Source organism: Pseudomonas sp. HS6 (assembly GCF_023375815.1).
Lineage (GTDB): Bacteria > Pseudomonadota > Gammaproteobacteria > Pseudomonadales > Pseudomonadaceae > Aquipseudomonas.
This window is the reverse complement of sequence record NZ_CP067412.1, coordinates 1,273,175-1,288,935: the sequence shown is the minus strand read 5'-3', so window position 1 is coordinate 1,288,935 and position 15,761 is coordinate 1,273,175. Positions and strand designations below refer to the sequence as shown.

The window sequence follows — 15,761 nt, the reverse complement described above, 5'->3', positions numbered from 1 at the left end:
CTCGCCAAGTACGGCGGGAAATATTAATTCAGGAATAATCAATGAAGATGGCGAAGGTCCCAGCCACCGCACCTTTATTCAAGGCATTGGGTGACTATAAAAGCATTCTGATCAGCGTCGGATGCTTTACCGCACTGATTAACGTGCTGATGCTGGTGCCCTCCATTTATATGCTCCAGGTCTATGACCGGGTGCTGTCTTCGCAAAACGAGACCACGCTGGCAATGCTGTCGCTGATGGTCGTCGGGTTCTTCGCGTTCATCGGCCTGCTGGAAGTGGTGCGCAGCTTCATCGTGATCCGCATCGGCAGCCAACTGGAGCGCCGTTTCAACCTGCGGGTCTATCAGGCGGCGTTCGAGCGTAACCTGTTCAAGGGCGAGGGCAACGCCGGCCAATCCCTGGGCGACCTGACTCACATTCGCCAGTTCGTCACCGGGCCTGCGCTGTTCGCATTCTTCGATGCGCCGTGGTTTCCGGTCTATCTGTTTGTCATTTATCTGTTTAACGTCTGGCTCGGCGTCCTCGCCACAGCCGGCGCGCTGCTGTTGATCGCCCTGGCGTGCCTCAACGAATACATGACCAAGAAGCCGCTGGGCGAAGCCGCTGGTTTCTCGCAGAAGTCCAGCCAGCTGGCTACCAGCCACCTGCACAACGCCGAAACCATTCAGGCGATGGGCATGCTCGGTTCCTTGCGCAAGCGCTGGTTCCAGGTTCACTCGCGCTTCCTCGGCCTGCAAAACCAGGCCAGCGACACCGGCGCGGTGATCAGCTCGCTGAGCAAGACCTTGCGTCTGTGCCTGCAATCTCTGGTGCTGGGCCTGGGTGCCTTGCTGGTGATCAAGGGCGACATGACTGCCGGGATGATGATTGCCGGTTCGATCCTGATGGGCCGCGTGCTGAGCCCGATCGATCAGCTGATTGCCGTTTGGAAACAGTGGAGCGGGGCGAAGCTGGCTTACCGCCGTCTCGATGCCTTGCTGCAGGCTTTTCCGCCGAGCGACGACGCCATGGCGCTGCCGGCGCCAAAAGGCCAGATCACCTTCGAACAAGTCAGCGCCGGCCCGCCCGGGCAACGTGCTGCGACCTTACACATGGTCAATTTCAATCTGGCGGCCGGTGAAGTGTTGGGCGTGCTTGGTGCTTCCGGCTCCGGCAAATCGACACTGGCGCGAGTGCTGGTTGGCGTTTGGCCAACCCTCGGCGGCACGGTACGTCTGGACGGTGCCGACATTCATCGCTGGAACCGCGACGAGCTCGGCCCGTACATCGGCTACCTGCCGCAGGATATTGAATTGTTCAGCGGCACCATCGCCGAGAACATAGCCCGTTTCAGCGAGGCCGACCCGCAGAAGGTTGTGGCCGCCGCGCAACAGGCCGGCGTACATGAAATGATCCTGCGCATGCCGCAGGGCTACGACACACAACTAGGCGAGGACGGCAGCGGTCTGTCCGGCGGCCAGAAGCAACGGGTGGCACTGGCGCGTGCGTTGTACGGCACGCCGAGCCTGGTGGTGCTGGACGAACCGAACTCCAACCTCGACACCGTCGGCGAAGCCGCCTTGTCCAGCGCCATCGTGCAACTCAAGGCGCAGGGCACCACGGTGGTACTGGTGACGCATCGTTCTTCGGTACTGGCCCAGGCCGACAAGTTGCTGGTGGTCAACGATGGTCGTCTGCAGGCCTTCGGCCCAAGTCATGACGTGCTCAAGGCGCTGTCCGGCAATCAGCCGCAACAGCCACAACAAACTGAAAAAACCGCGCAGGCACCGGCCGGGCTCAGCATGAGCCGACAGTATCAGCCGACGACAAGGAATTCGGGTGTATGAGCAGCGCGAGCATGAACACGCAAAACGAAGCAACGATGGAACACGCGTACATCACCGAACGCCCTGAGCGCGACGCTAAATTTTTCGCCCGGATGGGCTGGATTCTGGCGCTGGCCGGCGCTGGCAGTTTCTTCGCCTGGGCCGCATTGGCGCCGCTGGATCAAGGGATTCCGGTGCAAGGCACGGTGGTGGTTTCCGGTAAACGCAAAGCCGTGCAGTCGATGAGCAGCGGCGTGGTCAGCAGGATTCTGGTGCGCGAAGGCGAGATCGTAAAACAGGGTCAGCCGTTGTTCCGTCTCGATCAGACCCAGGTCGCCGCCGATGTGCAATCGCTGCAAGCCCAGTACCGCATGGCCTGGGCCAGCCTGGCGCGCTGGCAGGCCGAGCGTGACAACCTCAAACAGGTGACGTTTCCGGCAGAACTGAGCGACAACGCGGACCCGCGCCTGGCTCTGGTGCTGGAGGGTCAGCGCCAACTCTTCAGCAGTCGCCGTGAAGCCTATTCCCGCGAGCAAGCCGCACTGCGCGCCAGCATCGAAGGCGCCACTTCGCAACTGGCCGGCATGCGCCGCGCCCGTACCGATCTCAATGCCCAGGCCGACTCCCTGCAACAGCAGTTGAGCAATCTGCAACCGCTGGCGGACAACGGCTACATTCCGCGCAACCGCTTGATGGAATATCAGCGTCAGCTGTCGCAAGTACAGCAGCAACTGGCTGAGAACACCGGCGAAAGCGGTCGTGTAGAGCAAGGCATTCTTGAATCGCGCCTGAAACTGCAACAGCACGGCGAGGAATACCAGAAAGAAGTCCGCACCCAGCTGGCCGATGCGCAGCTGAAAAGCGTCACCCTGTCCGAGCAACTGACCTCCGCCGGTTTCGATCTGCAACACAGCGAGATCGTGGCGACGTCGGACGGCGTCGCCGTCAACCTCGGCGTGCACACCGAAGGCGCCGTGGTCCGTCAGGGCGAAACCCTGCTGGAAATCGTGCCGCAAGGTACACGCCTGGAAGTGGAAGGGCACCTGCCGATCAACCTGATCGACAAGGTCGGCACGCACCTGCCGGTAGACATCCTTTTCACCGCGTTCAACCAGAGCAAAACGCCGCGCGTTCCCGGCGAAGTCAGCCTGATTTCCGCTGACCAGATGGTCGATGAGAAAACCGGCGTGCCGTATTACGTGCTGCGCAGCAGCGTCAGCGATCAGGCCATGGAGAAGCTCAACGGCTTGGTGATCAAGCCCGGCATGCCGGCAGAAATGTTCGTGCGCACTGGCGAACGTTCACTCCTCAACTACCTGTTCAAACCGCTGCTCGACCGAGCCGGCTCCGCGTTGACTGAAGAATAAGGATGTTCGGCTGTATGAATAAGCTTTCCATGCTGGCGGCAGCGTTCGCGCTGCTCGCGGGCAACAGTGCGTTGGCGGCCATGGGGCCGTTCGAGATTTACGAACAGGCGTTGCGCAATGATCCGGTGTTCCTCGGCGCGATCAAGGAACGCGATGCAGGCCTTGAAAACCGGGCCATTGGCCGAGCCGGACTGTTGCCCAAACTGGGTTACAACTACAACAAGGGCCACAACACGTCGAAGGCCACGTCGCTCGACGAACGCGCACGCAACCGAACAGAGGAGCGCAACTACGACAGTTACGGCTCGACGCTGACCCTGCAACAACCGCTGCTCGACTACGAAGCCTATGCCGCCTATCGCAAAGGTGTGGCGCAGTCGCTGTTCGCCGACGAGAACTTTCGGGGCAAGAGCCAGGAGCTGTTGGTGCGGGTGCTCGACAACTACACCAAAGCCTTGTTCGCCCAGGACCAGATCGACATCGCCCAAGCCAAGAAAAAGGCCTACGAGCAGCAGTTCCAACAGAACGAACACATGTTCAAGCAGGGCGAAGGCACGCGCACCGACATTCTCGAAGCCGAGTCGCGCTATGAACTGGCGACCGCCGAAGAGATCGAAGCCCGCAACGAACAAGATGCTGCCTTGCGTGAACTGGGTGCACTGGTCGGCGTGCCGGCGGTGAACATCACTGACCTGGCACCCCTGGATCAGAACTTCCAGACCTTCGCTTTGATGCCGGCCAACTACGACACCTGGCACGAACTGGCGATCAGCAACAACCCGAATCTGGCCTCACAACGCCAGGCCGTGGAAGTGGCCCGTTATGAAGTCGAGCGCAACCGCGCAGGGCATTTTCCGAAAGTGAATGCCTACGCCGCGATGCGCCAGAACGAGTCGGAAAGTGGCAACACCTACAACCAGCGCTACGAGACCAACACCATCGGTTTCGAGGTCAGCGTGCCGTTGTATGCCGGTGGTGGTGTGTCGGCCTCGACTCGTCAGGCCAGCCGCACCATGGAGCAGGCCGAATATGAACTGGACGGCAAAACCCGTGAAACGCTGATCGAACTGCGTCGTCAGTTCAGTGCCTGCCTGTCTGGTGTCAACAAACTGCGCGCCTACCAGAAAGCCCTGACCTCGGCCGAGGCCCTGGTGGTTTCGACCAAGCAAAGCATCCTCGGCGGTGAGCGGACCAACCTGGACGCGCTCAATGCTGAACAACAACTGTTTACTACCCGTCGCGATCTGGCTCAGGCCCGTTATGACTACCTCATGGCCTGGACCAAATTGCATTACTACGCGGGTACCTTGAGCGAACAGGATCTGGCTCGGGTGGATGAGGCATTTGGGGTGGCCCGACGTTGATGTGCATGGCTTTGGAATAGCCCTCACCCTAACCCTCTCCCAGGGGGAGAGGGGACCGATCGGGGGATATTTTGGAAGTGCACCGACCTGATCGAGCGTCTCCGAATCCAGAATCAACCGGTTTTTCAGGTCGGTGAATGACGCAAGAAACCTCGGTCCGCTCCCTCTTTAAACTCTCCCAGGGGCGAGGGGACCGATCGAGGGGGATGCTCAGGGCATTCATCGACATGAGCGTGCTGCGCCAAATCCATAATCGCTTGGTTTTTTCAGGTCGATGTATGACGAAAGACACCTCGGTCAGCTCCCTCTCCTGGGGGAGAGGGCTGGAGTGAGGGGGAACAGGCACACCGCAGAAAGTGCCTGCATAAAACAATAAAAGTGAGTGGTGAACATGGAAGTACACATCAAGCCGATTTCGGTCGGCACCCTGCTGCTTGTGATTTCAGCAACCCAGGCCCAGGCGCAATACCTCGAATCCGGAAAACCTGGCGATCCGGCCAGTTGGCGCTCCGCCGAATTCCAGCGGGACTGGGGACTGGGCCGGATGCAGGCCGATCAGGCCTACGCCGCCGGTATCACCGGCAAGGGCGTGAAGATCGGCGCGCTGGACTCCGGTTTCTACGCGGCCCATCCCGAGTTCACCAGCGACCGTTATCACCCGGTATCGGCCAGCGGCAGCTATGTCGATGGCTCGCTGTTCACGGTCAACGGCACGCTCAACCCGAACAACGACTCTCACGGCACGCACGTGGTCGGCACCATGGGCGCCGCCCGTGATGGCACCGGGATGCACGGTGTTGCGTTCAATGCGCAGATCTACGTTGGCAACACCAACAAGAACGACAGTTTCCTGTTCGGCCCCAATCCCGACCCGCGCTACTTCAAAGCGGCGTACGACGCCCTGGCTGATGCCGGCGTGCGGGCCATCAACAACAGCTGGGGCAGCCAGCCGCCAGATGTCAGCTATCGAACTCTGGCGGACCTGCACGCCGCCTACGCCCAGCACTGGAACAAAGGCACCTGGCTCGATGCCGCTGCCTACGTTTCGCGCCGTGGTGTGATCAACGTGTTCAGCGCCGGTAACAGCGGCTACCCCAACGCCAGCGTGCGTTCGGCGCTGCCGTACTTCCAGCCGGATCTGGAAGGTCATTGGCTGGCCGTGTCCGGGCTGGATCAGAGCAATCAGCAGAAATACAACCAGTGCGGCATCGCCAAATACTGGTGCATCACCACGCCGGGCGCGAAGATCGACAGCACCATTCCCGACGGCGGTTATGCGATCAAGTCCGGCACCTCGATGGCCGCGCCCCATGCTACCGGCGCCCTGGCGCTGGTGATGGAACGCTATCCGTACATGAACAATCAGCAGGCACTTGAAGTGCTGCTGACCACGGCCACCCAACTCGACGGCACCGTAACGAGCGCACCGACCGAACGGGTCGGCTGGGGCGTCGCCAACCTGAAGCGGGCAATGGGCGGACCGGGGCAATTGCTCGGCGCATTCGACGCGAATCTGGCCACCGGGCAACGCGATGTGTGGAGCAACGACATCTCCGACAAGGCACTGATCCAGCGCCAGAGCGAAGACCTCGCCGAGCACAGCGCGTGGCAACAAACCCTGCAAAGCAAAGGCTGGCAGAACGGAATTCCGGCCGGCGCGAGCCAACAGGACCAGACCGACTACGCGGTCGGCATGGCCCGTGATGCGGCGGCTGCCGGCCGGGTGTATCAAGGCAGTCTGATCAAGTCTGGCGCCGGGCATTTGATCCTGACCGGCGACAACACCTATCGCGGCCCGACCACGGTCAACGGCGGCCTGCTGAGCGTCAACGGTTCGCTGACCTCCGCCGTTACGGTCAATGACAGCGGCACCCTCGGCGGTTCCGGGCGAGTTGGTGCACTGATCGCCAACAGCGGCGCACGGGTGGCACCGGGCAACTCCATCGGCACCTTGAACGTTGCCGGTAATGTGACCTTCGCGCCGGGCTCGACCTACGCGGTGGAGCTGTCACCGACCGCCAGTGACCGCATCGTCGCCGGCGGTACGGCGTCCATCAGCGGTGCCACCGTCAGCCTGTCACTGGAAAACAGCCCGACCTTGCTCAGCACCGCTGAAGCGAAAAGCCTGCTCGGTCATCAGTACAACATTCTGCAAGCGGCCGGTGGCATCCAGGGGCAGTTCGGCGCCGTGGTGCCGGATTACCTGTTCATCGGCGGCAGTCTCGCGTACAGCGGCAACGGCATCACGCTGAATGTCGAACGCAACGCAACGTCCTTTGCCAGCGTCGGCCAGACGCCGAACCAGCGGGCCGTGGCCGGCGCCGTCGAAGGCCTGGGTGCCGGTAACTCGGTGTATGAAAGCCTGTTGCTGTCGGCCACTGCCAGCGATGCGCAGCAAGCCTTCCAGCAACTGAGCGGGGAAATCTACCCGGCCCTCGGTTCAGTGCTGATCAACGATAGCCGCCAGTTGCGCGACGCCATCGGCGAACGCCTGCACGATGCGAACACCGCGCAAAGCAACGGCTGGATCAAGGCCCTCGGCGCCTGGGGTACCACCGATTCGCGACACGACACCGCTGGTTACAGCACATCGATTGGCGGCCTGCTGGCAGGTGTCGACGGCGCGCTGGACGAGCAGACCCGCATCGGTCTGGTCACCGGTTACAGCGACAGTTCGATGAGCATGGGTTCCGGCACGCATTCCTCGGCCAAGGTCGACAGCTACCATCTCGGCGCCTACGCAGGGCACAACATCGACGACTGGCGCCTGAGCACCGGCGCGGCCTACAGCTGGCATCGCGCCGACGTCAAACGTGATCTGCAATACGGCGACGTCAGCGCCAAACAGAAAGCCAAGGTCGATGCCGCCACCACTCAGGTGTTCGGTGAAGCGGCTTATCGACTGAATCTGCAACCAGTGGCCCTGGAGCCGTTCGCCAACTTGGCCTACGTGCATGTGGACAGCGAAGGTTTCACCGAGAAGGGCGACGCCGCAGCGTTGAAAAGCAGTGGCGACCAGCGTGACGCGGTGCTCAGCACCCTCGGCGTCAGGGCGATCAAGACGCTCAACCTGTCGGGCACGCAAAAACTTGATGTCAGCGGCCATCTCGGCTGGCAGCACAGCCTCACCGACATCGAGTCGGAACAGCATTTGCGCTTCGCCAACGGCAGTGCGCCGTACAGCGTCGAAAGTTCGCCACTGGTGCGCGACGCCGCGCTGGTCGGCGTGCAGGCCAGCCTCGCGCTGAGCCGCGACGTACGGGTGAACCTTGATTACAACGGACAACTGGCCAACCGTGAGAAGAGTCACGGCGTTGGCCTGAGCCTGAACTGGCGGTTCTGACTGAGCGTTCCCACGCGGGAGCGTGGGAATGATCAAGTTCTGAATACACGGATTTTGTGCAACATCACTAAGGAAGGTCGCTGGATGAAAAATAACAACACCCCCGCGCAATCGGGTGGCTGCTTTCGCCTGAAAACTCTCAATCGCGCCTTGCTTTGCGCCTTGGCCACCTGGGGTAGCGCACACGCTGCGCCCTACGTGGAAAACGGCCGGGCAGGGGATGCCGCCAGTTGGCGCAGCGCCGAGTTCAAGGCGGATTGGGGCCTGGGTGCCATCGGCGCGGACTACGCCTATGCCGCCGGTTACACCGGCAAAAACGTGAAACTGGGCATCTTCGACCAGCCGGTGTACGCCGCTCACCCGGAGTTTTCCGGCACGAACAAAGTCGTGACCCTGGTCACCAGCGGCATTCGCGAATACACCGACCCGTACATCCCGGTCAAAGCCGGGGACGCGTTCCGTTATGACGGTTCGCCCTCGGTCGGTTCCGACGGCAAGCTTGGCGCCCACGGCACACACGTTGGCGGTATCGCCGCCGGCAGCCGTGACGGCGGCCCGATGCACGGTGTGGCGTTCGGTGCGCAGATCATCAGCGCCGACAACGGCGACCCGGGCCCGGAAGACGGCATTGTGCGCGGCAACGATGGCGCGGTGTACAAGGCCGGCTGGGATGCGCTGATCGCCAGTGGCGCGCGGATCATCAACAACAGCTGGGGCATCGGCATCACCGACCGTTTCGACCTCGGCGGCCGTAACCCGGCGTACCCGCATTTCACCGTCAACGACGCACAGGTGCAGTTCAACGAGATCCGCACACTGCTCGGCACCAAACCCGGCGGCGCCTACGACGGCGCTATCGCCGCCGCGCGTAGCGGAATCGTGACGATTTTCGCCGCAGGCAACGACTACAACCTGAACAACCCGGACGCCATCGCCGGCCTCGGTTACTTCGTGCCGGACATCGCGCCGAACTGGATCACCGTCGCCGCGCTGCAACGAAACCCGGATCAGGCCAGTAGCAATCCGTACATCATGAGCACGTTCTCTTCGCGCTGCGGCTACACCGCGAGTTTCTGCGTCTCGGCACCGGGCACGCAGATCTATAGCTCGATCATCAGCGGCACCAATGCCGACAACCTGACCACGGGCTACAAAAACTACAACGGCACCTCGATGGCCGCGCCGCATGTGGCCGGTTCCATGGCGGTGTTGATGGAGCGCTTCCCGTACATGTCTGGTGATCAGGTCGCCAGCGTGTTGCGCACCACCGCCACCGACCTCGGCGCACCGGGCATCGACGCCCTGTACGGCTGGGGCATGATCAACCTGCGCAAGGGTATCGACGGCCCGGCGATGTTCGTCACCGAGCAGGACATTCCCGAAGAGTTCCGCATCCAGGGCGCCTATGGCTCCGGCCAGTTTGTGGCGGACCTGCCAGGCATCGGCGCGATCATCGACGCCGGCAAGCCCACCCAGCGTGTGTGCACTGACATCACCTGCGGGCTCGACACCTGGCGCAACGACATTTCCGGTCACGGTGGCTTGACCAAGCAAGGTATAGGCACCCTGGTGATGACCGGCGCCAATACCTACACCGGCCCGACCTTGGTGAATCAGGGGCGACTGGCGATCAATGGCTCGCTGCAATCGGCGGTCACGGTCAACGACGGCGGCATCCTTGGCGGTAACGGACGCATTGCGGCGCTGACCGCGAACAGCGGCGGTATTGTCGCGCCGGGCAACTCCATCGGCACCTTGAACGTGGCCGGTGACGTGACCTTCGTGCCGGGTTCGACCTATGCGGTGGAAGTGTCCCCGACCAGCAGCGACCGCATCATCGCCGGTGGCAAAGCGGTGATCGAAGGGGCGACGGTAACCATGTCGCTGGAAAACAGCCCGACGCTCTTGACCACGGGTGAAGTGAAAAGCCTGCTTGGCACACAGTTCAACATCTTGCAGGCAGCAGGCGGCATTGAAGGGCAGTTCGGACAAGTGTTGCCCGACTACGCGTTCCTCGGCGGCACCCTGGCTTACTCGGCGAGCGGTGTGCAACTGGACGTCGGGCGTAACGGCGCGTCGTTCGCCAGTGTCGGCCTGACCCCGAACCAGCGTGCTGTCGGTGCGGCCGCCGAACGTCTGGGCGCGGGCAATGCGTTGTTCGAAACCCTGCTGCTGTCGCCGACTGCCGCTGTCGCTCAGGACGCTTTCCAGCAACTGTCCGGCGAGATTCACCCGGCCATCGGCACGATGCTGATCAACGACAGCCATTACCTGCGCGATGCCGTGGGTGAACGCCTGCGCGAGCGCGATCTGTTCGACGCCGGTGCACCGACCGATGACCGCAGCAACGCCTGGCTCAAAGTGCTGGGTGCCTGGGGCAAGAGTGATGGCGGCTATAAAAATGCCGACTCCAACAGCTCCATCAGCGGTTTGCTGGCCGGTGTCGACGGTTTGATCGCTGAAGATACCCGTCTGGGTTTCGTTACTGGTTATAGCGACAGCTCGCTGAGCATGGGCAAAGGTACACATTCGTCGGCATCGGCCGATAGTTATCACTTGGGTGCGTACCTGGGGCATCAGATCGATGCGCTGCGCCTGACCGCCGGTGCGGCTTACAGCTGGCATCGCATAGACGTCAAACGTGATCTGCAATTTGCCGGCGTCAGCGGCAAGCAGAAGACCAAACGCGATGCGACTACCGGGCAACTGTTCACGGAAGCGGCATATGACCTGGGCCTGCAACCAATGAACCTGGAGCCGTTCGCCAACCTGGCCTATGTGCACCTCAACAGTGACAGCTTCACCGAGAAGGGTGATGCCGCCGCACTGAAGGGCGGTGAAGACAACCGCGATGCTGTGCTGTCGACCCTCGGCGTTCGCGCCAAGCGCACGTTTGCCCTGTCGGACAAACATCAGCTTGAACTGGGCGCGACACTGGGCTGGCAGCACAACCTGAGCAGCGTGGATTCCGACAGCCACTTGGCCTTCGTCAATGGCAACAGCGCGTTCACCGTGCAAAGTGTGTCGATGGATCGAGATGCAGCGGTGGTCGGCGTACGCGCCGGGCTGGCGCTGAATCGCGATGTCCGGGTGAACCTGGACTACAACGGACTGATCGGCTCCAACGAGAAGGACCACGGTGTGGGCCTGACGCTGGACTGGCAGTTCTAAGGTGTAGCGGCAGTTCTGCAGAGGACTGCCGCTTTTGAAAGGAAGAGAGAGCACAACATGGGATTGTTCGATTACAAAAAAGCCGACGGCAAAGCGTTGTACAGCGATGCCATCGCGCTGACGCTGTATTCCTACACGCCGACCGGGCAGCCTTTGCCCGGCACCGGTTGGGCGCCGCTTGGCGCCAAGGCACTGGGTTATCAAGGAAAGACCGACGCGAAAGGCACGTTCTTCGGCGAGAAGGACGGCTTCACCAGCGCCGAGGCGGAAGTGCTCGGCAAATACGATGCGGCGGGCAAGCTGATCGGTATCGGCGTAGCCTTTCGCGGCACCGGGGGGCTGGGTTACAGCGACACCTTCGGAGACATGAAAAACAACCTGCTGGCAGCGATCGGGCCGGTAGATTACGCCAAGAACTATGCGAAGAACGCCTTCGACAACCTGCTCAAATCCGTCGCCGCGTTTGCCTCGGTCCATGGCATCGCTGCCAAGGACGTGCTGATCAGCGGTCACAGCCTTGGCGGTCTCGGGGTCAACAGCGTGGCGGAGTTGAGCGCGAGCGACTGGGGCGGGTTTTTCAAGGACGCCAACTACATTTCGTTCGCCTCGCCGACCCAGAGCAGCACCGGCACCAACGTGCTGAACATCGGCTTTGAGAACGATCCGGTGTTCCGCGTGCTCGACGGCACCACGTTCAGCACGGCGTCGATGGGCAAACACGACAAGCCGCACGATTCGACCACCGACAACATCGTCAACTTCAACGAAAACTACGCGTCCACCGCGCAGAACCTGGTGCCGTTCAGTATCGTCAATCCGCTGAACTGGTCGGCCCACAGCTCGCTGGGTTATGCCGATGGCCTGAACCGGGTGATCGACTCGAAGTTCTACAACCTCACCAGCCAGGATTCGACCATCATCGTGTCCAACCTGGAAGCCTCATCCCGGGGCAAGACCTGGGTCGAAGATCTGGGCCGCAGCGGCGAACCACACACCGGCACCACCTTCATCATCGGCACCGACAGCAACGACTGGCTCAAGGGCGGGGCGGGCAACGACTTCCTCGAAGGCCGCGCCGGTGATGATCTGTTCCGCGATGACGGAGGCTTCAACATCCTGCTCGGTGGCCAGGGCCACAACACCTTCGATCTGCAGAAGCCGTTACAGAACTTCAGCTTTGCCAACGACGGTGACGGCACGCTATACGTGCGCGACGCCTACGGCGGTATCAGCATGACTCGCGACATCGGCGCGCTGGTGAGCAAGGAGTCGGGGTCGTGGTGGAGCAGCAAGGAAATCACCTGGACCGTCACCGGCAAAGGCCTGGCCAATGGCAGCGAGCTGACCCAGTACAACCATTCGCTCAATGGCGGCGCACTCGGCGAGACGCTCAAAGCCACCGCTGACGGCGACTGGCTGTTCGGCCTGGGCGGCGACGATCACTTGTTCAGCGACAAGGCCCACGTGACCTTCGTCGGCGGCGCCGGCAACGACGTGATGAATGCGGTAGGTGGCAACAACACTTTCCTGTTCAGCGGTGCGTTCGGCTTCGATGCGATCAATGGCTACCAGGGCAGCGACAAACTGGTGTTCATGGGCGTTCAGGGCGCAGGGCAAGGCTACGACTACAAGCAACACGCTTCGCAGTCCGGCGCCGACACCGTGCTGAAGATTGGCGAGTATGCCGTGACCCTGGTCGGGGTGGGTGTGGCTAATCTGTCCGACTCGAGCTTCGTGTTCGCCTGATTCCATGTGGGAACCACCGCGGCTTGCGGTGGTTCCCATTGGGTTGCATGACACAAATGTTGTAACTGAAATGCTCCGGAACGCCTCGGGAGGGGCGCTCTGGTTGTGAGCTATCTCTGAATAATTCCAACAAAGAGAGAGGCAACAGCAATGGGTGTGTACGACTACAAAAACTTCAGCTCAGCGGATTCCAAGGCCTTGTTCAGCGATGCCATGGCCATCACGCTGTACTCCTATCACAACCTCGACAACGGTTTCGCTGTCGGGTATCAGCACAACGGCTTCGGCCTTGGCCTGCCGGCCACGCTGGTCGCAGCGCTGATCGGCGGCACGGATTCGCAAGGTGTGATTCCCGGAGTCCCGTGGAACCCCGATTCGGAAAAACTCGCCCTCGATGCCGTGAAAAAGGCCGGGTGGACGCCCATCACCGCCTCGCAACTGGGCTATGAAGGCAAGACTGACGTTCGTGGAACCTTTTTCGGCGAAAAGGCAGGCTACACCAGCGCACAAGTGGAAGTCCTCGGCAAGTACGACGCCCAGGGCCATCTCACGGAAATCGGCATCGCCTTTCGCGGCACCAGTGGCCCGAGGGAAATTCTGATCGGCGACTCCATCGCCGACGCCATCAATGACCTGCTCGCCGCGTTCGGCCCCAAGGATTACGCTAAGAACTACGTCGGTGAAGCCTTCGGCAACCTGATGAACGATGTGGTGGCCTTCGCCAAGGCCAACGGCCTCACCGGTAAGGACGTGCTGGTCAGCGGCCACAGCCTCGGCGGGTTGGCGGTCAACAGCATGGCGGACCTGAGCAGCAGCAAGTGGGGCGGGTTCTTCCAGGACTCCAACTACATAGCCTACGCCTCGCCGACCCAGAGCAGCACCGACAAAGTGATCAACGTCGGCTATGAAAACGATCCGGTCTTCCGCGCGCTCGACGGTTCGACCTTTACCGCCGCCTCGGTCGGCGTACACGACGCGTCGAAAGTGTCGGCGACCGACAACATCGTTAGCTTCAACGACCACTACGCCTCCAACGTGTGGAACGTGCTGCCGTTCTCGATCGTCAACGTCCCGACCTGGATCTCGCACCTGCCGACCGCTTACGGCGACGGCATGAACCGCGTGATCGAGTCGAAGTTCTACGACCTCACCAGCCGTGACTCGACGATCATCGTCGCCAACCTGTCGGACCCGGCGCGGGCCAACACCTGGGTGCAGGACCTCAACCGCAACGCCGAAACCCACAAGGGCAGCACCTTCATCATCGGCAGCGACGCCAACGACCTGATCCAGGGCGGCAGCGGCAATGATTACCTCGAAGGACGCGCCGGCAACGACACGTTCCGTGACAGCGGCGGCTACAACGTCATTCTCGGCGGCGCCGGCAACAACACACTGGACTTGCAGCAGTCAGTGAACAAGTTCGACTTCGCCAACGACGGCGCCGGCAACCTGTATGTCCGCGATGCCAATGGCGGGATCAGCATCACCCGCGACATCGGCAGCATCGTCACCAAAGAGCCGGGCTTCCTCTGGGGCCTGTTCAAGGATGACGTGACCCACAGTGTCACAGCGGCTGGCCTGAAGGTCGGCAATAACGTCACCCAGTACGAATCGAGCGTGAAAGGCACCAGCGGCGTCGACACCCTCAAGGCGCACGCCAGCGGTGACTGGCTGTTCGGCCTGGACGGCAACGATCACCTGATCGGTGGCGTGGGCAACGACGTATTCGTCGGCGGCGCCGGCAATGACCTGATGGAGTCGGGCGGCGGGGCGGATACGTTCCTGTTCAACGGCGCGTTCGGTCAGGACCGGGTGCTGGGATTCACCGGCAACGACAAACTGGTGTTTCTCGGCGTGCAGGGCGTGTTGCCGGGCGATGACTTCCGCGCCCATGCCACCTCGGTCGGGCAGGACACGGTGCTGAAATTTGGCGGTGATTCGGTGACGCTGGTCGGGGTTTCGCTGAGCAGTCTCAGTGCCGATGGCATCGTGATCGCCTGAGGGTGACGGTGGAGGGGGAATTCGTTCCCTCTCCACATCAAAAGTGACTCACTGGCCACTACCTGACTCAAACCCCTGCACAAACAGGAAATGCGGACTAAAGCCAATGACTGTGCAGTCGTCATGTATAGGCAAGCCGCCATTGAGTACAGGAGATTCAAACGTGAAAGGTTTCAAGGGGTATATCGGTATCGTCGGGTTGGCGCTGCTTTCGGCCAATACCTGGGCCGACTTGCCTCACAGCTCGATTCTGAGCCGCTACGGCGTCAGTACCGATGAATTGCCGAAACCGGCACCCACCGACACCACCGAGCCGGTCGAAGAAAAAAGCCGCTTTCAGATCCAGCCGGAACAACCGTTCGTGACAATACGTCTGGGTGACGGTAAACAGCCGGAAACTACCGGCAACCTCAGCATCGACCGCATGGCCCAACAGGAACGGGAACGTTGCCAGCGATTGCAAGCGGAACTGGCTCGTCGAGGTGAACATTACTTCAGTTGCGACAACAGCATTCCGGGCATGACCCTTCCGCAATAACCACTGTGTACATGGAGCTGCCACACAGGCAGCTCCGCTATCGAATCAATCTTCCTTGCGCACCGTAGCCACTTCGTCGGACTTAACGCGGATCTTCGCGCCGGAAATGTCCCGGAACTCATAAAAACCATCTTCGGACTTGGTCTTTGGCATGTCCTTGGTCAAGTACTGCGTGCCGTTCTGCAACGTAACAACTGTCGGCGTCGAGCAGCCAGCCAATGCCAACAACGCCACAGCCGCCAACGGCATGCCCAATGTCTTGAAATTCATAAGCAGCGTTCCTCATTCAATTTGACCGATCCCGGTCTTCTAACGCGGTTGGTGCCGAATAGCCCGTAAAAGTTCGATGGACTGGCGAAAAAACCTCAATCACGGATGCCACTGATCCTTTTCCGTTTGCACCCGGAGGGGCTGAACTGGTAT

The 15,761-nt window shown here is 61.3% G+C and carries 9 protein-coding genes; 8 read left to right on the top strand and 1 reads right to left on the bottom strand.

What is annotated here, in order from left to right:
* Positions 1-41: 41 nt before the first annotated feature.
* The 8 genes from JJN09_RS05855 to JJN09_RS05820 all read left to right on the top strand — a co-directional run bounded on the left by JJN09_RS05855 (position 42) and on the right by JJN09_RS05820 (position 15,338).
* Positions 42-1,826 (top strand): type I secretion system permease/ATPase, encoded by a 1,785-nt coding sequence (locus tag JJN09_RS05855; protein WP_249486226.1) that lies wholly within the window; start codon positions 42-44, stop codon positions 1,824-1,826.
* Positions 1,823-3,172, top strand: a complete 1,350-nt coding sequence (locus JJN09_RS05850) for an HlyD family type I secretion periplasmic adaptor subunit (RefSeq protein ID WP_249486225.1) — start codon at positions 1,823-1,825, stop codon at positions 3,170-3,172. Before JJN09_RS05855 ends, JJN09_RS05850 begins: the two co-directional genes overlap by 4 nt.
* Positions 3,173-3,174: 2 nt before the next feature.
* On the top strand, positions 3,175-4,536 hold the full coding sequence (locus tag JJN09_RS05845) for a TolC family outer membrane protein (RefSeq protein ID WP_249486224.1): 1,362 nt from the start codon (positions 3,175-3,177) through the stop codon (positions 4,534-4,536).
* 391 nt (positions 4,537-4,927) lie between these two features.
* Positions 4,928-7,879, top strand: a complete 2,952-nt coding sequence (locus tag JJN09_RS05840) for an autotransporter serine protease (protein ID WP_249486223.1) — start codon at positions 4,928-4,930, stop codon at positions 7,877-7,879.
* Between the two features lie 84 nt (positions 7,880-7,963).
* Complete coding sequence (locus JJN09_RS05835; protein WP_249486222.1) at positions 7,964-11,050, top strand: autotransporter serine protease; 3,087 nt, start codon at positions 7,964-7,966, stop codon at positions 11,048-11,050.
* Between the two features lie 57 nt (positions 11,051-11,107).
* Entirely contained in the window at positions 11,108-12,796 is a 1,689-nt protein-coding gene (locus tag JJN09_RS05830) for a polyurethanase (RefSeq protein WP_249486221.1), read from the top strand.
* Positions 12,797-12,946: 150 nt separating this feature from the next.
* Positions 12,947-14,800, top strand: coding sequence for a polyurethanase (locus tag JJN09_RS05825; RefSeq protein WP_249486220.1), 1,854 nt, complete (start codon positions 12,947-12,949; stop codon positions 14,798-14,800).
* A 163-nt stretch (positions 14,801-14,963) separates the two neighbouring features.
* Complete coding sequence (locus JJN09_RS05820) at positions 14,964-15,338, top strand: hypothetical protein (protein WP_249486219.1); 375 nt, start codon at positions 14,964-14,966, stop codon at positions 15,336-15,338.
* 45 nt (positions 15,339-15,383) lie between these two features.
* Here the strand turns inward: JJN09_RS05820 and JJN09_RS05815 are convergent, their stop codons facing one another.
* The gene (locus JJN09_RS05815) at positions 15,384-15,608 is read right to left on the bottom strand and encodes a YgdI/YgdR family lipoprotein (RefSeq protein WP_249486218.1); all 225 of its coding nucleotides are present in this window, start codon (positions 15,606-15,608) and stop codon (positions 15,384-15,386) included.
* Between the last annotated feature and the right edge of the window lie 153 nt (positions 15,609-15,761).